The organism is Maribacter luteocoastalis, from assembly GCF_048890225.1.
Taxonomy (GTDB): Bacteria; Bacteroidota; Bacteroidia; order Flavobacteriales; family Flavobacteriaceae; genus Maribacter; species Maribacter luteocoastalis.
Window position 1 is genome coordinate 535,182 of record NZ_JBMFZG010000003.1, and the last position, 19,565, is coordinate 554,746.

General features: G+C 36.3%; 19 protein-coding genes. 3 read left to right on the plus strand and 16 right to left on the minus strand.

Features of this window, described 5'->3' with window-relative positions:
- Positions 1-19: 19 nt before the first annotated feature.
- The 16 genes from hisH to ACOCEA_RS09710 form a co-directional block, all read right to left on the minus strand.
- On the minus strand, positions 20-601 hold the full coding sequence (gene hisH, locus ACOCEA_RS09635; protein WP_420756021.1) for an imidazole glycerol phosphate synthase subunit HisH: 582 nt from the start codon (positions 599-601) through the stop codon (positions 20-22).
- Between the two features lie 94 nt (positions 602-695).
- Complete coding sequence (gene hisB, locus ACOCEA_RS09640) at positions 696-1,832, minus strand: bifunctional histidinol-phosphatase/imidazoleglycerol-phosphate dehydratase HisB (protein WP_420756022.1); 1,137 nt, start codon at positions 1,830-1,832, stop codon at positions 696-698.
- A 22-nt stretch (positions 1,833-1,854) separates the two neighbouring features.
- Positions 1,855-2,820 (minus strand): DUF2167 domain-containing protein, encoded by a 966-nt coding sequence (locus ACOCEA_RS09645; RefSeq protein WP_420756023.1) that lies wholly within the window; start codon positions 2,818-2,820, stop codon positions 1,855-1,857.
- A 17-nt stretch (positions 2,821-2,837) separates the two neighbouring features.
- On the minus strand, positions 2,838-3,884 hold the full coding sequence (gene hisC / locus ACOCEA_RS09650; RefSeq protein WP_420756024.1) for a histidinol-phosphate transaminase: 1,047 nt from the start codon (positions 3,882-3,884) through the stop codon (positions 2,838-2,840).
- On the minus strand, positions 3,881-5,164 hold the full coding sequence (gene hisD / locus ACOCEA_RS09655) for a histidinol dehydrogenase (protein ID WP_420756025.1): 1,284 nt from the start codon (positions 5,162-5,164) through the stop codon (positions 3,881-3,883). Before hisD ends, hisC begins: the two co-directional genes overlap by 4 nt.
- Entirely contained in the window at positions 5,164-6,021 is an 858-nt protein-coding gene (gene hisG, locus ACOCEA_RS09660; RefSeq protein ID WP_420756026.1) for an ATP phosphoribosyltransferase, read from the minus strand. The genes hisD and hisG overlap by 1 nt, the downstream gene beginning before the upstream one ends.
- Before the next feature lie 224 nt (positions 6,022-6,245).
- Positions 6,246-7,061 carry a prohibitin family protein gene (locus ACOCEA_RS09665; protein ID WP_420756027.1) on the minus strand — a complete coding sequence of 272 codons (816 nt, stop codon included), beginning with the start codon at positions 7,059-7,061 and terminating at the stop codon, positions 6,246-6,248.
- A 9-nt stretch (positions 7,062-7,070) separates the two neighbouring features.
- The gene (locus tag ACOCEA_RS09670) at positions 7,071-9,098 is read right to left on the minus strand and encodes a vWA domain-containing protein (RefSeq protein WP_420756028.1); all 2,028 of its coding nucleotides are present in this window, start codon (positions 9,096-9,098) and stop codon (positions 7,071-7,073) included.
- A gap of 76 nt (positions 9,099-9,174) precedes the next feature.
- A complete protein-coding gene (fabG, locus tag ACOCEA_RS09675) occupies positions 9,175-9,924 on the minus strand; it encodes a 3-oxoacyl-[acyl-carrier-protein] reductase (RefSeq protein ID WP_420756029.1) in 750 nt (249 codons plus the stop codon).
- A gap of 104 nt (positions 9,925-10,028) precedes the next feature.
- Positions 10,029-10,901 carry a succinate--CoA ligase subunit alpha gene (gene sucD / locus ACOCEA_RS09680; protein ID WP_420756030.1) on the minus strand — a complete coding sequence of 291 codons (873 nt, stop codon included), beginning with the start codon at positions 10,899-10,901 and terminating at the stop codon, positions 10,029-10,031.
- Positions 10,902-10,973: 72 nt separating this feature from the next.
- Positions 10,974-11,909 (minus strand): UDP-3-O-(3-hydroxymyristoyl)glucosamine N-acyltransferase, encoded by a 936-nt coding sequence (locus ACOCEA_RS09685; RefSeq protein ID WP_420756031.1) that lies wholly within the window; start codon positions 11,907-11,909, stop codon positions 10,974-10,976.
- Between the two features lie 12 nt (positions 11,910-11,921).
- Positions 11,922-12,488 carry an elongation factor P gene (gene efp, locus ACOCEA_RS09690; RefSeq protein WP_420756032.1) on the minus strand — a complete coding sequence of 189 codons (567 nt, stop codon included), beginning with the start codon at positions 12,486-12,488 and terminating at the stop codon, positions 11,922-11,924.
- Between the two features lie 69 nt (positions 12,489-12,557).
- Entirely contained in the window at positions 12,558-13,343 is a 786-nt protein-coding gene (lpxA, locus tag ACOCEA_RS09695) for an acyl-ACP--UDP-N-acetylglucosamine O-acyltransferase (RefSeq protein ID WP_420756033.1), read from the minus strand.
- 1 nt (position 13,344) lies between these two features.
- Entirely contained in the window at positions 13,345-14,751 is a 1,407-nt protein-coding gene (locus ACOCEA_RS09700; RefSeq protein WP_420756034.1) for a bifunctional UDP-3-O-[3-hydroxymyristoyl] N-acetylglucosamine deacetylase/3-hydroxyacyl-ACP dehydratase, read from the minus strand.
- A gap of 9 nt (positions 14,752-14,760) precedes the next feature.
- A complete protein-coding gene (gene lpxD / locus ACOCEA_RS09705; protein ID WP_420756035.1) occupies positions 14,761-15,771 on the minus strand; it encodes a UDP-3-O-(3-hydroxymyristoyl)glucosamine N-acyltransferase in 1,011 nt (336 codons plus the stop codon).
- Positions 15,772-15,794: 23 nt separating this feature from the next.
- Entirely contained in the window at positions 15,795-17,027 is a 1,233-nt protein-coding gene (locus ACOCEA_RS09710) for an HD domain-containing protein (RefSeq protein WP_420756226.1), read from the minus strand.
- A gap of 128 nt (positions 17,028-17,155) precedes the next feature.
- On the opposite strand from ACOCEA_RS09710, the gene porX reads away from it, so the two are divergent.
- The 3 genes from porX to ACOCEA_RS09725 all read left to right on the plus strand — a co-directional run bounded on the left by porX (position 17,156) and on the right by ACOCEA_RS09725 (position 19,484).
- Positions 17,156-18,700, plus strand: a complete 1,545-nt coding sequence (gene porX, locus ACOCEA_RS09715) for a T9SS response regulator signal transducer PorX (protein WP_420756036.1) — start codon at positions 17,156-17,158, stop codon at positions 18,698-18,700.
- Positions 18,701-18,707: 7 nt separating this feature from the next.
- Positions 18,708-19,115, plus strand: a complete 408-nt coding sequence (gene tsaE, locus ACOCEA_RS09720; RefSeq protein ID WP_420756037.1) for a tRNA (adenosine(37)-N6)-threonylcarbamoyltransferase complex ATPase subunit type 1 TsaE — start codon at positions 18,708-18,710, stop codon at positions 19,113-19,115.
- Positions 19,116-19,346: 231 nt separating this feature from the next.
- Complete coding sequence (locus ACOCEA_RS09725) at positions 19,347-19,484, plus strand: hypothetical protein (protein WP_420756038.1); 138 nt, start codon at positions 19,347-19,349, stop codon at positions 19,482-19,484.
- Positions 19,485-19,565 lie beyond the last annotated feature (81 nt).

The window sequence follows — 19,565 nt, forward strand, 5'->3', positions numbered from 1 at the left end:
ACTTTTAACTTATTACCATTTAAATTTTCAAAAAATTCTCCAAAATTTTCTCTCCTACATCACTGCTCTTTTCTGGGTGAAATTGTGTTCCATAAAAATTATCCTTGCCCAAAGCTGCACTGTAACTAAGTCCGTAGTCAGATTCAGCTATGGTCTCTTGGCACAGGGGGGCGTAAAAGCTATGCACTAAATACACATATTCTTTTTCTGCAATACCCTGGAACAAGTCCGTTTTCAAGTTTGAAATCTGGTTCCAACCTATTTGGGGCACTTTTACTTTATTTGAAAATTTGACCACATCTACGTCGAAAATGCCCAAGCCTTTTGTGTTCCCCTCTTCCGAGGAGTTACACATGAGTTGCATCCCCAAACAAATACCTAAAACGGGTTGTTTTAAATTGGGAATCAATTGATCCAAACCACTATTTCTTAACTTTTTCATAGCGCTGCTCGCTTCCCCAACACCTGGAAAAATAACCTTGTCCGCCTTTTTGATTTCTTCAGGGTTATCGCTCAAAACCGCCTCATAGCCTAAACGCTGAATGGCAAACTTGATGCTTTGAATATTTCCGGCACCATAATTTATTATTACAATTTTCATTTTCCTTAGTATTAAGTAAAGAGTAGTGAGTACAAAGTAAGTCGTTCGTATAATTTTAAAAACTTAATACTTATTACTTACTACTAAATACTATTTACAATACCCCTTTCGTTGAGGGCAATACCATTTTCTCCACATCTCGTTTCACTGCCATCTTAATAGCTTTTGCAAAAACCTTGAAAATAGCCTCTATTTTGTGATGTTCATTCGTGCCCTCGGCTTTAATATTCAAATTTGCCTTGGCCCCATCTGTAAAGGACTTAAAGAAGTGAAAAAACATTTCTGTTGGCATCTCCCCTATTTTTTCCCTTTTAAAGTCGGCTTCCCACACGAGCCAATTACGCCCGCCAAAATCAATGGCCGCTTGGGCTAAACAATCATCCATAGGCAAACAAAAGCCATAGCGTTCTATCCCTAATTTGGATCCTAACGCCTTGTGAAAAACTTCACCCAAGGCAATTGCGGTATCTTCAATGGTATGGTGCTCATCAACCTCTAAATCCCCATCTACCTTAATATCCAAGTCCATTTGGCCATGACGCGCCAATTGGTCTAGCATATGATCAAAAAATGCCAACCCGGTGGAAATAGCACTTTTTCCTGTACCGTCAAGGTTCACTTTTATTTGAATATCAGTCTCGTTGGTCTTGCGACTAATTTCAGCGCTACGGTTCTCCAATTTCAAAAACTCGTAGATTTTCTGCCAATCGCTGTTCTCCAAAGCGATAACGGCATCCAATTCGTCTCGTTTCACGGTAATTTCACCTGTTCCAAGGTTTGTATCATCGTTTATGAAAATTCCTTTGGCCCCTAAATTTTTGGCCAACTCCATGTCCGTTAACCGATCACCGATAACAAAGGAATTCTTCAGGTCATACGCTTCTGAAAAATACTCGGTCAACAGGCCGGTACCTGGTTTTCTTGTATTTGCATTTTCATGTGGAAATGTGCGGTCTAAAAATATCCTATCAAAGACAACCCCTTCATTTTCAAAGGCCTGAAGGATAAAATTGTGAACGGGCCAAAACGTATCCTCAGGGAAAGAATCAGTACCCAAACCGTCTTGATTGGTGATCATGACAAGTTCATAATCCAATTCTTTGGCAATTTTACCCATATAGGTAAATGCTTTGGGGTAGAATACCATCTTCTCGAAGGCATCAATCTGTTCGTCCACGGTTTCTTTAATAAGTGTACCGTCACGGTCAATAAATAGTACTCTTTTTTTCATTTTCTTTCATATAATTATTCTCCTAGGACAATTTTGAATCGTCTTTAGGTCCTTCTATAGCGGTTTGTTGCTTTGCCCCGAAAAAGAACTTTTTAACCCCAGTAAACAAAGCGATTGCTCCAATGGCAATAAACTTCCAAAACTTAAGGATTAAGGCAAAAAAACCAGCTTTAGCTAAAATTTTACCTGCTATCAATCCTCCAATACCATATGCAGCAACATCATCAAAATCAGGGTCAAATTCAGAATACTTATACCCCGTATTAAATGAAACGCTTGCTAAAATTGGATCCAAATTATTCTGAACATCTTCAAGGGTATCCATGTCACCAATAACATTTAGATTCATATATCCTTTTCTACCCAATACTCTGATATTATAATTTAAAGTGCTAGTCTCATCCTCTTCAAATAAAAGTTCTTTGGCCCAATATAGTTTTTTACCATCTTGGTCATAATATGGTTTAGAAGCCCATCCTAGCAATTCAACCGTAGGGTAACCCAATCTTGATCTTTCAGGATTTGCATTTTTAGCATCTTCTTGCATTTCACTTAAAAGATCATCATAGTCTAAATCTTGGGCATCATCATCTTTAATATAACCTTCTTCGGCATATGAAATTTCTATAGCATAGCTAGTTTCAACAGGAGTATCATCTTCTTTAAGCAATAATCCCATCACGGAATTATCAACAGGGTTGCCCCAAATATCTGAAAGTACACGTTGTGCTTGTGGTTTGTCTAAGAACTTATATCCTTTGGGTACTATAATTTTTGCTATATCACCACCTAGCAAAGTTCTATCATAAATGTAGGTAAACGTATTTTCTATACTATCAGAATACATTTTAAAACTTATCAATGCTTCTGTGTCTTCGGCACTAAGGTTTAAACTATCTGCTATAAATTCTAATCGTTCTTTATCCTGAGCCCGGGATACTGTAATCGTAAAAAATAAAGTAAATAAGTAAATGAACTTGCTTTTCATTGGTATTAGTTTAATGGTTATATGCTCTTTAACGCCTTAACAAGTTTTTTATTCTCTTTTTCTGTTCCTACAGTAAACCGTAAGGTATTGTTACATAAGGGCTGACTTGTTCTGTTACGCACCACCACGCCGTTTTCTACCAACTGTTGATATCGCATATTGGCATCATCTACTTTTGCCAGAATAAAATTCGCATCCGTCTTATATACTTTTTCAACGAAATTAACCTGAAGTAAAACCTCGGACAAAATTTCCCTTTCATGTAAAATAGACACTACTTCCGATCTAACAGAATCAATATCCAATATGCGCTCCAAGGCCTTTTGCTGTGTTAGTTCGTTCACATTATAAGGTGGTTTTATCTTGTTCAATACCGCTATGATGGCTTCGGAGGCATAGCAAATTCCCAATCGGATTCCTGCCAAACCATAGGCTTTGGAAAGGGTTTGGGTAACGATAAGATTAGGATAGTTTTTCAACTGTGCTACCCAACTTTTTTCTTTCGAAAAATCGATATAAGCTTCATCGATAACCACCAAACCATTAAAGTTTTCCAACAATTGTATTATCCTATCCTCTGAAAAAACGTTTCCTGTAGGGTTATTGGGAGAACATAGGAATAGAATTTTAGATTTTAGATCAGCTGCTTTCAATATTGCCGTAACATCTGGTTCAAAATCTGGGGTCAACAGCACCTCTCTATTTTCTATATTATTGATACCCGATAATACCTTATACATTCCGTAAGTAGGTGGTAACGAGATGATGTTGTCTATAGCTGGTTCACAGAAGGCCCTGAAAATAAGATCTAATACTTCATCGCTACCATTACCTAAAAGGATATTATTAACCAATACCCCTTTCTGCTTGGCCAAAACTGATTTTAAACTGCGTTGTTGGGGATCTGGATAGCGATTTACCCCACTTTCAAATGGATTCTCATTGGCATCTAAAAACACCATTTCAGAACCATCCGAAACATATTCATCACGTGCCGAAGAATAGGGTTTTAATCCTTTTACGTTATCACGAACCAGGTTTTCTATGTTGAATTTCGTACTCATTTCAAACTATTCAATCTTAGTGTCACTGCATTTTTATGTGCCTGTAATCCTTCTGCATCTGCCATGATTTCTATAGCATTACCGATTTCTTTAATTCCAGCTTCAGAAATCTTTTGAAACGTCATGCTTTTTGTAAAACTATCAAGGTTTACACCGCTATATTGCTTGGCATAACCGTTTGTTGGGAGCGTATGATTGGTACCCGATGCGTAATCTCCCGCACTTTCAGGGGTATAATTACCAATAAATACAGAACCTGCGTTCATGGTGTTTTCGATATAGAAATCTTCATTCGCCATGCAGACAATAAAATGTTCAGGTCCATATGCATTGATTAGGTCAATGGCGGTTTGGTCATCCTCAACATAAATCAATTTGCTGTTATCAATTGCCTTTTGTGCGATCTCTTTACGTGGCAAGGCATCAATCTGTTTTTCTACTTCCAATTCCACTGCTTCAATGCTTGCCTTAGAAGTAGAGACTAAAATCACCTGACTATCTATCCCATGCTCGGCCTGACTCAATAAATCAGAAGCCACAAATGAGGCATTTGCCGTATCATCTGCAACCACCAATAACTCTGAAGGTCCCGCAGGCATATCTATGGCTACTCTATATTTGGTGGCTATTTGCTTGGCGACAGTTACGTATTGGTTTCCAGGGCCAAAAATTTTATACACCTGAGGAATACTTTCCGTCCCAAACGTCATTCCGGCAATGGCCTGAATACCACCGACTTTGAATATTTTTGTAACACCACAAAGTAAGGCGGTATACAAAATGGCAGGATTTACCTTTCCTTCCTTATTTGGAGGTGTACATAGTACTATTTCTTGGCATCCGGCAATAGTTGCAGGAACGGCTAGCATTAAAATGGTTGAGAATAGTGGCGCAGTTCCCCCAGGAATATAAAGCCCCACTTTTTGTATCGGCCTTTTTTCTTGCCAACACTGTACCCCAGGTTGTGTTTCAACCGTAACCCTATTTGTTTGTTGTGCTTTATGGAATAATTCTATATTAGATTTGGCCAAATTAATGGCCCCTTTCAGCTGATCCGAAACTAAATTTTTGGCTTCTTGAATTTCTGAAGGAACAACTAAAATAGATTCCAAGGCAACACCATCAAATTTTTGGGTATACTTATCCAAAACCTTATCACCACCTTCTTGAACTTCTTTAAATACTGTATTTACAGTTTCTTCAATAGCAGCAACGGTCTGTGTTGGGCGTTCCAAGATTTTCTTCCAATCTTTTCTATCGGGATTAAAAATTTTCTTCATTACAGCACCATTTTCTCGATAGGACAAACCAATATACCTTCTGCACCGGTCTGTTTAAGACTATCTATCACATCCCAGAATTTATCTTTGTTAATTACCGTATGCACTGAGCTCCAGCCTTCTTCCGCAAGAGGTAAAACGGTTGGGCTTCGCATTCCAGGTAATAGGGCAATAACTTCCTCTAATTTATCATTGGGTGCATTCAATAATACATATTTTGATTGCCTTGCCTGTAGTACCGATTTAATCCTAAACTGTAATTTCTTAAGAATCACCTTTCGTTCCTCGGATATATTTGGTGAAACAGCCAACACCGCTTCACTCTTGAGCATGACCTCCACTTCTTTTAAGTTGTTCTTAAAAAGTGTACTACCACTTGATACGATATCACAAATACCATCTGCCAAGCCAATGTTCGGCGCTATTTCAACAGAACCATTTATAATATGTAATTCTGCATTGACACCTTTTTCCGCTAAGTAGTTTTTAACGGTATTAGGATACGAAGTAGCTATACGCTTTCCTTCAAAATCGTTCACGGATTTGTATTTAAAAGACTTTGGAACGGCAAGTGACACCTTGCATTTGGAGAATCCTAATTTCTCTGCAATCGCAATATCATCCCCTTTCTCTATCAATACATTTTCGCCAATAATAGCAATATCTACTACCCCATCTCTAAGATATTGTGGAATATCACCATTTCGTAAATAAAACACTTCCATTGGAAAATTTCGGGATGATGCCTTTAATTGGTCCTTTCCATTATCGATACTAATACCGCAATCTTTTAAAATCTGTAGGGAATCCTCGTTCAACCTTCCTGATTTTTGAATAGCAATTCTAATTTTTGTCATTTGTTGTTTAATTAGTTCAAAACAATCAAAACTGGATTAAATAGAAAACCCGTTTGATTGCTCAAACGGGTTTTAAATATGTTTGTAATACTACAATACATCTTTACCTCGCTTGAGAGCAAGTGTAAAAATGATGATGTGTATTATTTTTTGTCATGCTGTAAAAGTAAAATTTAATTTTCTCGTACAAAAGAATAATCTTGAAAAATAACAATTTTTAAAAATTAGTTATTTCCAAGAATTAACGGCAAGCCAGAATCCCCACTACCAACCACAACCACTTTGGTATTTGGTGACTTGGAAAGTTCTAGGGTAGCGTCTATTCCTTTATCCTGTAATATCTTATCTGTTAACGAGGCACTAAGAATTCTATTCGCATCCGCTTTACCTTGGGCCTCAATTCTCACTTTCTCTGCTTCTTTAGACGCAGTAACCAAACGGAATTCATACTCTAAAGACTCTTGTTCCTGTTTTAATTTACGTTCAATTGCATCTTTAATAGTTGGTGGTAAGGTAACATCCCTAACAAGTATTTCATTCAGCTGTATGTATTCGCCATCAACAATTTTTTTAGTTTCTTCATAAATTTCAGCCTGTATAGCATCACGCTTACTTGAATACAATTGTTCTGGGGTATATCTCCCTACTACCGAACGCGCCGCCGAACGAATAGTTGGCAACAGTACGCGTTGAATATAATCTTCGCCTTTTTCTTGATGTAGCTTGCCTAAATCGGCATATTTTGGCTGAAACCATGCGGACGCATCCAATTTAATATCCAATCCGTTGCTTGAAAGAACATTCATTTTCTCAAAAACCTCTTGTTGTCTTACTTCATAAATAAATACCTTATTCCATGGCGCAACTAAGTGAAATCCTTCACCCATAGGTGGTTCATCGGTTACAACGCCATCCCCAAAAGTTTTATATAAAACACCCGCTTGACCCGATTCTATGGTAACGGTAGATTTTGATATTCCAATAACTAATACTATAAAAATAAAAAGAGCAGGTAATGCAATCTTTGGTAACTTATCCATACGTTTTTCTTAAATTAATCCATTATATTTTCTTAAAAACCACTCGGCTGTAAAGACCACTATAATCAACGCCAAAAGGGTTTTAAAATCTATCAAAGATACGATATTTTCTGTGCTTTTCTGAGTGGGAAGGTATTGCTGGTCAGTAGTAAGATTATCTACCAATTCATTTATCTCCGAAGGAAAGTAATGTGTGCCCGTTGTGGCCCTTGTCAACGCAATCATTTTTTCATAATTACTGGAAACAAATTGATTTTCAACGTTAAAATCAGAAATTAAAAATGTTCCTGATTTGTTAATATCCTCATTCTTAACGGCTACATTAAATGAATATTTTCCTGGGTCAAGATTGGATAAGTCCGCCTCATAGTAGCCATTCTTAAGAATCATTGGCATACTGGAGGTTTTGTTGGTGTCTGCATTAACCACTGAGATGGTAAGTACCCCATTTGGATTAAAATTATAGGCTTCATCAAAGTAACTGGCAGTAATAAAAACAGAACCCCTTCCTTCATATTCATTAGAATATTCTAGATTTAACCTGTCTCTTTTAGTATTGCTTACCAAATATCTCAAGAGCTTACCAATAAACGTATCAAAATTATCAAAAGAGCCAGAATTCTTAAAAGATTGAACCCTCCACTTCCAAATGCCTTCACCAAATAATAGTGCTTTTTTATTCGAATCTTTTTCTGTAACCACAAACAAAGGTTGGTCTAGTTCCAATCCCTTTATTTCCATACTCATAAGTAGCTCATTGGAAACATTTATATCGGTTGCTCCAGTATTACTTAATAATGGCGGGAAATCTGTACTATCAAAATCTGAAATATCAAATTTGGTAAAACCACTATTGATACTACCAAAAACTTCCTGTTCAGGGTACCCATCTTCAATAAAGAATTCACTTTGAACGGTGTTTAAAAAATTGTAATCGGTATGAAGTCCTGAAATTAAAAGGAGATTAGATTGCTTCTTATCTATATATTCCATAATTCCTCTAAAGGAAGAATTAGGCTGATAAAGAATAAAAAAGTCTATTTCGGTTAGCTCAGTAAGAGGTACCGATGGTTTTAAAATATGTACCTCCCTTTGTTCATTGCTTTCTATTGCTTTTTTTAAGGCCCCTATATCTGGATGTAAGAGCTGTGAAATTATGGCAATATTGGTTTTTTCGTCAATTACTTCAATAGATGCCTTTCTAACATTATTGGTTATATTCTTTTCGTTCTGGAGTTGGGATACCGATACCCTAATGCTTTTTAGACCAACAGTTTTGGCATCTAATAGTAATTTTATACTTTTTAAATTGTTGGTTGGTGATAATGTTATGGTTTGGGATGCTACCAAATCATCGTCAATATGCGCTGTAAGTTTCACGGTAACATTTCCTTTTCCTTGATACTTAACAAAAGTTTCCAATGGGAATTTATTATTTAGAAATGCATATGTATTGGTATTGATTATGCCAATACTTACATCTTCTAATTTTGTTGTATCCCCAACAGTAACGGCATATACCGGATAGGAATTAGATGCTTGGGCAATGCTATAATCCTTACCAATAGTCTGGTTCCCATCAGAAATAAGAATAGTGGCTAAATTCTGCTTTCCATGAACTTCTTTTAAAGTCTGTAAGGCTTTATAAATATTTGTATGTTGATTATCAAAACTTAGCTCCTCCGATAGTGATATTTCTTCTCCAAATGGGTAGACGGCTAGATTGAAACGTTCCAATATCTTGTCCGACGTCCGAATAGCCATAACTAAACTATCAATTAACTTACCTTCCTCCTTTACAGATTCAGTATTATCTATTAGTAAAGCTAAATTCGGCTTTTCTAAGGTATAGGATATCTTTGAAAGCTTAGGATTGACCAATAAAAGTAATACTCCAAAAACACCTAGAAATCTTAACAATGCAAGTACAATGCTTAAGCTCCCTTTTCTTTTAGTCTTAAAAAAATACTGAAATAGTGTTATTGACAGTGCAATCACTATTGCAAGACCTATCAATAAAACCGTTTCCGTTTGCATTAAAATTATTTAAAATGAATTTTGGAAAGCAATAGACAACCAATTGCAACAATTTGGCCAACAAGTATTTTATCGCTTAGGTAAGCATGCCGCCATCTACATTAAGAACCTGACCGGTTACATAGGCAGACAGGTCCGAGGCAAAAAATAAGCATGCATTTGCTATATCTTCTGTAGAACCACCACGTTTTAAAGGAATACCTTCCCTCCAACCTTGAACGGTTTTCTCATCCAACTTTTCTGTCATTTCTGTTTCTATAAAACCGGGTGCAATAGCATTACAACGAATGTTTCTAGAACCAAGTTCCAAAGCCACGGACTTGGTAAATCCAATCATTCCAGCTTTTGAAGCGGCATAATTGGTTTGACCGGCATTTCCTTTAACACCAACAACACTACTCATATTTATGATGGAGCCTTTACGCTGCTTCAACATAGTTCTTTGAACGGCTTTGGTCATGTTAAACACAGATTTTAGATTTATTTCCATTACTGTGTCAAAATCTGCCTCTGACATGCGCATTAAGAGATTATCCTTTGTAATTCCCGCATTATTTATAAGAACGTCTATAACACCATCAAAATCTTTCAAAACGTTATCTACCAACTCTTGGGCTTCATCAAAACTTGCAGCATTACTTTTATAGGCCTTAGCGTTAACACCCAATGCAATTAATTCCTTTTCCAATTCCAAGGCAGGTGCCTCACTTGAGCTATAGGTAAAGGCTACATTTGCACCTTGTTCTGCAAATACTTTTGCGATTCCTCTTCCAATTCCTCGGCTTGCTCCTGTAATGATTACGTTCTTTCCTTCTAACAATTTCATAAGTTATCTCTTTGTAAGGTCGTTTACCAAATATAAGTTTTGTTTGAAAAATAGGCTAAAAAAAATCCCGCATAAGACGGGATTTTATAGAATTCATGAAGTTATTAACCCATTACTTCCTTTACTTTTAATCCAATTTCAGCAGGGGAATCCACAACGTGGATACCGTGTTCTCTCATTATTTTCTTTTTTGCCTGTGCAGTATCATCACTACCACCCACGATAGCACCTGCATGGCCCATGGTACGTCCTGCAGGAGCGGTCTCACCTGCAATAAAGCCTACCACTGGTTTTTTACTACCACTTTCCTTATACCATTTTGCGGCATCTGCCTCTAATTGACCACCAATCTCACCTATCATAACCACACATTCCGTTTCTGGGTCGTTGATCAACAATTCTACAGCCTCTTTAGTGGTTGTACCAATTATTGGGTCACCTCCAATACCAATTGCAGTGGTAATACCCAAACCTTGACGAACAACTTGGTCAGCGGCCTCATAGGTTAATGTTCCTGATTTCGATACAATACCTACTTTACCACGTTTAAAAACAAAACCTGGCATAATACCCACTTTGGCCTCACCAGGGGTAATTACTCCTGGACAGTTAGGTCCTATTAATCTACAATCTTTATCTTTTATATAGTTTGAAGCCATTACCATATCAGCCACTGGAATACCTTCAGTTATGGTAATAATAACTTTAATCCCGGCATTGGCGGCCTCCATGATAGCATCTGCAGCAAATGCGGGCGGAACAAAAATAATAGTGGTATCTGCACCAACTTTTTCAACGGCGTCAGAAACGGTATTAAAAACAGGCTTTCCTAAATGTTCTTGACCTCCTTTTCCTGGGGTAACACCACCAACGATATTGGTGCCATATTCTATCATCTGTTCCGCATGGAAAGTTCCTTCACTTCCAGTAAATCCTTGAACAATTATTTTGGAATCCTTGTTTACTAAAACGCTCATATCTACAGTTGGTTTTTATTTCTTTTGTGCAAAAATATATGTTTGTGAAAGAATACTAAAGTATTCTACTCCTTATTTATTTTCAAGTTTTTTAATTATATCCGGAATCTTTTTGGTATAGGCCAATTGTTTCAATTTTTCCCTAGATTCCTCTATGGGCGTACCAAAATAACTTTTACCGCCCGGAACCGATTTGGTAACTCCTGTTTGCCCCATAATTACGGCCTTTTTCCCTATTGTAATACCACTATTGGTGCCTACTTGTCCCCATAAGGTAACTTCATCCTCAATGATTACACACCCTGCAATTCCTGTTTGTGAGGCAATTAGGCATTTTTTACCAATAACCGTGTCATGACCTACATGTACTTGGTTATCTATTTTAGTGCCTTCCCCAATTGTTGTGTCGCCAGTTACCCCACGATCAATGGTACAAAGGGCACCTAAATCAACATGGTCCTGAATTACAACACGCCCGCCGGATTTTAATTTATCAAATCCACTAGGTCTGTTTTTGTAATAAAAAGCATCCGCCCCAATAACGGTTCCAGAATGGATGGTAACACCATTACCTATAACACAGTTATCATAGATGCTAACATTTGCATGTATGGTACAATCATTGCCTATAATTACATTATTACCAATGAAAACATTGGGTTGCAAAACAGTACCATTTCCAATTTTAGATGAATCTGCTATGTTTTTATTGGAAACTACAAATGGTTTGAAATAATCTGTAAGTTTGTTAAAATCCCTAAAAGGGTCATCGGAAATAAGTAATGCCTTACCTTCTGGACAATCTACCTTTTTATTAATTAAAACAATTGTAGCTTTGGAAGACAAGGCTTTATCGTAATACTTTGGATGATCTACAAATACAATATCCCCAGCTTCCACTACATGAATTTCATTCATGCCAAGAATAGGGAAATTGGTATCACCAACAAACTCCGACCCGATTATTTCAGAGATTTGTTGCAGCGTAAAAGTAGTTGGGAATTTCAATGAATCTTTAATTTATTCCTTAACACGCTCCATATAAGAACCGCTAGAAGTATCAATTTTAATCTTATCCCCCTCATTTATAAACAAAGGCACGTTGACTTCTGCCCCTGTTTCTACTTTTGCGGGTTTAGTTGCATTAGTTGCCGTATTTCCCTTAACGCCCGGTTCCGCATAAGTAACCTCCAAAACAACACTTGCAGGCATTTCTACAGATAACGGCATACTATCCTCTGTGTTGAACATGATCTTAACCACTTCACCTTCTTTTAAAAGTCCTGGCGAATCCAAGGCACTTTCTTGTAGGATAATTTGATTATAATCATCTGTATTCATAAAATGATAAGTTTCACCTTCTGCATATAAAAATTGGTAAGAACGTGTTTCTACACGTACATCCTCAATTTTGTGTCCTGCAGAAAAAGTATTGTCCAATACTTTCCCGGAAGTTACGCTTCTTAATTTTGTTCTCACAAATGCAGGACCTTTTCCTGGTTTTACGTGCAAAAACTCAATGATCTTATATATATCATTGTTGTATCTAATACATAATCCTTTTCTAATATCTGAAGTAGATGCCATGCTAATAAAATCTGATTTAAATTTATTGGGAATTTATAAATGCTAAAAAACCCTCGTATTATCTTCTTATTAATTATTACTGAAATATCCTTTCATTATTCCTCTTTGGGAATCTCTAATAAACTGTAAAATCTCATCACGTTCTGGCGTTGCCTCCATTTCAGCTTCCAAAATTTGCACTGCCTGGCTATTGTTATAGTGTTTTTGATAAAGAATTCTATAAATATTCTGTATCTCCCTAATTTTTTCGGATACAAACCCCCTTCTTCTTAAACCTACAGAATTTATACCAACATAGGATAAAGGTTCCCTTGCGGCCTTTACATATGGGGGGACATCCTTTCTTACCAATGAACCACCTGTAACAAATGCATGTTGACCAATGGAAACAAATTGATGCACTGCCACCAACCCAGCCAAAATAACATTATCGCCTATAGTTACATGGCCCGCTAATGTAGAATTATTTGAAAAAATACAGTTATTACCTACTAAGCAATCATGGGCAACATGGCAATAGGCCATAATTAAACAATTTTCTCCTATTACCGTTTTCATGCGATCTGAGGTACCCTTATGGATAGTCGCACATTCGCGTATGGTTGTTCCATTTCCTATAACTACCGTAGTATCCTCACCTTCATACTTTAAATCTTGGGGAGGCGCTGAAATAACAGCTCCTGGAAAGATATTACAATTTTTACCTATTCTGGCACCCTCCATAATAGTTACATTGGAACCAATCCAAGTACCTTCACCAATGGTTACATTATTATGAATTGTGGTAAAAGGTTCTATTACGACATTTTTTGCGATTTTAGCACCCGGATGTACATAAGCAAGCGGTTGATTCATTTTACTTTTCTTCTTTTGTTTTTACTATTTGCGCCATTAATTCCGCTTCTGAAACCAATTTTCCGTTAGCATAGGCATACGCTTGCATGTGACAAATACCTCTTCGAATAGGGGTAATCAAATCACATTTAAAAATCAAGGTATCACCAGGTAATACTTGTCTTTTAAATTTCACATTATCCATTTTCATGAAAAATGTTAAGTAGTTCTCAGGGTCTGGTACAGTGCTTAATACCAATATACCCCCTGTCTGTGCCATAGCTTCAACCTGTAATACCCCTGGCATTACTGGTGCCCCAGGAAAATGTCCTACAAAAAAAGGCTCGTTCATGGTTACATTTTTCACGCCAACCACATGGGTGTCAGATAATTCTAAAATCTTGTCTACCAATAAAAAAGGAGGCCTATGTGGTAACATATTCATGATTTGGGTAACATCCATTAATGGGGTAGCATGCAAATCATATTTAGGAACATTGTTCCTTTTCTCCATCTTAATTATCTTCGAAAGCTTTTTGGCGAATTGGGTATTTACATAATGCCCTGGTTTGTTAGCAATAACTTTCCCCCTAATTCTAGTGCCAGCCAATGCCAAATCGCCTATAACATCCAATAACTTGTGACGTGCCGCTTCATTTGGTTGATGTAGTGTAAGGTTGTCAAGAATTCCATTTGGCTTAACAGAGAGTTTCTTTTTATTAAAAGCCTTCTCTAACTTTTTCATGGTTTCCTCAGAAATTTCTTTATCTACATAGACGATGGCGTTGTTAAGGTCACCACCTTTAATTAACCCATGTTCCAAAAGCATTTCCAATTCATGCAGAAAACTAAAGGTACGTGCATCCGCTATTTCAGTCTTAAAATCTGATAATTTCTCTAAAGTGGCATTTTGCGTCCCTAAAACTTTGGTGCCAAAATCCACCATAGTGGTGACTTGGTATTCATCTGATGGAATCACAGTTATCTCACTACCGGTAGCTTCATCCTTAAATGAGATTACATCTTTAATAATGTACTCCTCCCTAAGAGCATCTTGTTCCAATATGCCAGCGTTTTCAAGTGCTTCAACAAAGAATTTGGATGACCCATCCATTATTGGTGGTTCAGGAGAGTCTAACTCAATAAGGACATTATCTATTTCCAAACCTACCAAGGCAGCTAATACATGTTCCGACGTTTGTATTTTAACACCTCTCTTTTCAAGATTGGTGCCTCTTTGCGTATTGACTACATAATTGGCATCTGCCTCAATTATGGGTTCACCTTCCAAATCTATACGCTTAAATGCGTAACCATGGTTCTCTGGTGCAGGTTTAAATGTAATAGTTACATTTTCACCTGTATGCAAGCCCACTCCAGTTAAAGAGGTTGCTTTTTCAATAGTTCTTTGCTTGTTTGTTGTATTCATCGTCAATCCCTACTTTTCTAAGTTGTCGATTCTGTTAATTATTTTGGGTAAGTTCTTAAAGTGAACATAAGACTTATTAAAATCGCCATAATTCAAAGCTGGCGAACCTTGCAATACCTCATTATCCTTTACATTTCTTCCTATACCGGATTGCGCTTGTATCTTAACATTATTCCCTATCGTAATATGGCCCACGATGCCCACTTGGCCACCAATCATACAGCGTTTTCCAATTTTAGTAGAACCTGCAATACCAGTTTGTGCAGCTATGACTGTGTGTTCCCCTATCTCAACATTATGGGCAATTTGAATTTGATTATCCAATTTCACCCCTTTTCTAAGAATTGTAGAGCCTAAAGTTGCACGATCTATGGTAGTACCAGCACCAACATCCACGTTGTCCTCTAAAATCACATTGCCTGTTTGTGGAACTTTAGTAAACTCCCCATTTTCATTGGGGGCGAATCCAAAACCATCTGCACCAATGATAACGCCACTGTGAACAACACAATTATTGCCAATTATACTTTCTGAATATATTTTTGCGCCTGCAAAAATAGTTACATTGTTTCCAATGCTAACATTGTCACCAATGTATACATTAGGGTATATTTTTACATTATTACCAATAGTTACATTATTTCCCAAATAAGAAAAAGCACCTAAGTATAAATTTTGGCCATAAGTTGCCGTGTCGGATTTAAAAACTGGTTCTTCAATTCCTATTTTATTATTCTTTACCTGGTTATAATACTCCAGTAATTTGGAAAATGATTTATATGCATCCTCTACTTTAATCAAGGTAGTAGTTAAATTCTGTTCGGGTATAAAGTCTTTGTTCACAATAGTGACAGAAGCTTTTGTCTTATATATAAAAGAAGTGTATTTAGGGTTGGCCAAGAATGTTAATGAGCCTTTTTCACCCTCTTCTATCTTTGCAAGTTTATGAACGGCTATCTCTGGGTTTCCCTGTACTTCACCTTCTAAAATACCTGCAATCTGACCTGCTGTAAATACCATGGGCACAAAAGTAAGAAAAATAGTTAAACGGCCTCTTTTGGGTAACAGATATAATATTTAGTTACCGTATTGGACAATGCATTTAAATTTAAGTGATCAGATAGTTTGGCGACATCCACTATTTTGCCATTTTTTTTAAGGATATTAATATTTTGTTTATCCCTATCATAGGCCTTGTTCTCAATTTTTCCGGTAAAAACAAAGTAAGATGTTTCATCGAAATCCTTCAGTCCAAGTTGTTCTTTGATTTTTTCCATTTTCAGCCTCATCTTTTCGTTAGAAATTGGCTCTTTTTTAACCTTAATATGGAGCAACCTTCTATTAACGATCATCTTACAAAGTTCAGAAAGCACAAAATCCTTGGATTCTTGCCATTCCTTAATGGCAGATAAAATATCCACATTATCTAATTTGGCAAAAACAGCCAATGTTTCATTATTAAATTTATCTTGGTCAATTCGTGTTTTTAAAAAATAAATCAATGCACTACTCGCATTCAAGTCAACCCCTTGATCCAACACATGCCTAGCCCGCTTTAATATTTTTATGAGCAGTTGCTCAGCAACTACCCCTGTTTTGTGCAAATAAACCTGCCAATACATAAACCGTCTTGCCATTAGAAATTTCTCAACAGAATAAATGCCTTTTTCTTCCACGACCAGCTTATCATCAACAACATTTAACATTGTAATTAATCGCTCTGCATTGGTGTTTCCTTCAGCTACTCCGGTATAAAAACTATCCCTTTTTAAATAATCCAATCGGTCCATATCCAATTGACTGGACACTAATTGGTTTAAAAAGGTTCTAGGATGGTTTCCAGTAAAAATTGAGATAGCAACAGTTAAACTTCCGTTAAACATTTTATTTAACTCATTCATAAATTGGAGCGAAATATACTCATGGCTGATCCCTTCCACTATACTATGTTCCATGGCATGGGAAAAAGGTCCATGACCAATATCGTGTAAAAGAATAGCCCCCAAAAGTCCGTTTTCCTCATCATTAGAAATTTCAACATCCTTAAAACGAAGCACTTGAATAGATTTTTGCATTAAGTACATGCTTCCTAATGCGTGGTGAAACCTTGTATGGTGGGCACCTGGATAAACCAAATAAGAAAGACCCATTTGGGAAATTCTACGAAGCCGTTGGAAATACGGATGAGCAATTAAATCAAATATGAGTGTGTTTGGGATTCTAATAAATCCGTAAATTGGATCATTAAATATTTTAAGCTTGTTTGGTTTACTCAAGGTCTGTTTCAATCAATTAATTTCAGACCCAAAGTTATATAAATGAATTGAGATAACTAGGGATACTATGGTGTGTTCTATCTCCAATTTCTTGTGAATAAATTAGAATAAGCACTATCACTGCAACTATGAACAAAATAAAAATATTATGGGTCGATGATGAAATAGACCTTTTAAAACCTCACATCCTATTTTTAGAAAGTAAGAATTATGAAGTTATTACCTGCCAAAGTGGTCAAGAAGCACTTGAAGAATTAGAAAAAACCACCGTTGACATAGTATTTCTTGATGAGAATATGCCGGGCATCTCCGGTTTAGAAACCTTAAGCGAAATTAAAACAAATAATGCTTCCCTACCTGTTGTAATGATTACAAAAAGTGAGGAAGAATTTATTATGGAAGAGGCCATTGGATCCAAAATAGCTGATTATTTAATAAAACCAGTTAATCCAAACCAAATACTACTTTCTTTAAAAAAGAATTTGGATCACTCTCGATTGGTTTCTGAAAAAACCACTAGTAATTACCAACAAGAATTCCGTAAAATTGCTATGGATATGTCAATGGTAAACAGTTATGAAGAATGGGTTGAACTTTATAAGAAACTAATATACTGGGAACTACAACTAGAAGAAATTGAGGATAGTGGTATGTTTGAGATTTTAGAATCCCAAAAAACAGAGGCAAATAACCAATTTGGAAAATTTGTAGATAAAAATTACACAGGTTGGTTCACTAGCCATGATGTGCCTGTAATGTCGCATACCTTGTTTAAAGACTGGATAGTACCAGAAATAAAGGACCAAAAATCATTGCTTATTGTGGTAGATAATTTGAGATATGATCAGTGGTATGCCTTTGAGGACGTTGTTAGTTCATTCTATAAAAAACAAAAAGAAAAATCATATTTCAGTATACTGCCAACAGCTACACAATATGCAAGAAATGCTATTTTCTCTGGACTCACACCTCTGGATATGGAAAAAAAATATCCCGATTGGTGGAAAAACGATACAGATGAAGGAGGTAAAAATCTTTTTGAAGATAAATTTCTTGGAGAACAATTACGAAGATTGGGCATGGACTTAAAATGGGAGTACCATAAAATCAGTAGCCTTAAACAAGGAAAACAATTATCCCAGAATTTCAAATCTCAGAAAGACAATGATTTAACGGTTATCGTGTACAATTTTGTTGATATGCTATCCCATTCCAAAACTGAAATGGAGGTAATAAAGGAATTGGCCAGCAATGATAAGGCATACCGTTCATTAACAAAAAGTTGGTTTAAAAATTCTCCCATGCTAGAAATTATCCAGCAAGCACAAACTCTTGGTTTAAAATTGATCATTACCACAGACCACGGGACTATAAACGTAAAAGCACCTTCTAAGGTTGTTGGCGACCGGGATACCAGTCTTAATTTACGATACAAAACAGGTAGGAGCCTGAGTTATGAGGATAAGGATGTGATAGCCGCTAAAGACCCTAAAAGTATTTATCTGCCAAGTATCAATATGAGCAGTTCATATATTTTTGCCAAAAATGATTTGTTCTTTGCTTACCCAAATAACTACAACCATTATGTAAGTTACTACAGAAACACATATCAACATGGCGGTGTTTCTTTGGAGGAAATGATTATTCCTTTTGTAGTTTTGGATCCTAAATGAATTTATTATGGAGAAGAGCTATCAGGAAAAAGACCTTGTGGAAATAGCAAGTTTATTGATTAAAAATTTACCGAATAAAATTGTTGCGTTTAATGCTCCCATGGGAGCTGGCAAAACCACTTTAATAAAAGCCATTGTAAGCGAACTTGGTAGTTTAGATGATGTCAGCAGCCCTACTTTTGGACTGGTAAATGAATATCATGATAAGGATGATAATCTACTTGCCTATCACTTCGATTTTTATAGATTAAAGGATGAATCAGAAGCTTTAGACATGGGTTTCGAAGACTATTTAAGATCTGATGCTTGGATTTTTATTGAATGGCCCGAAAAAATCCCTAGTTTTCTTCCCCTTGATAGCTCCCAAATAAACATTAAAATAATTAACCCAACTACAAGGCAGTTAACTTTTTAATCAATTTTTTATTGATTTTACTTCAACAACTGAAGATATTTTGTATTTCGGGGATATCGGTCTGACATAATTTTTATTGCATTTTTTCGACGAATAGCACGATTTTCGATTAAATGCTCGGTTTAATCGCTAAAATGCACAATTTTAACGTTTAAAAACATTTTGTTTGTCCATTATTTCTTACGTTTGTGGTAGAACAAATGATTGTCTAACTAAAAACCCCTAACGAAAATGAAAAACAAGAGAACATTTTTAGCGTCAATTGCATTAGGCATCTTTCTTTTGGCTACTGTTGCTCCTATAATTTCTGTAAACGATGATGTTAATGGTGTTAAAAGAAGCGAGGTCAAACCTAGTGGTAGAGCATAATTGTACTCAATATGAGTAGATTTAAAGGGCAATTTGAAAAAGTTGCCCTTTTTTTTATAATTAAATCTTTATTTATTCGTT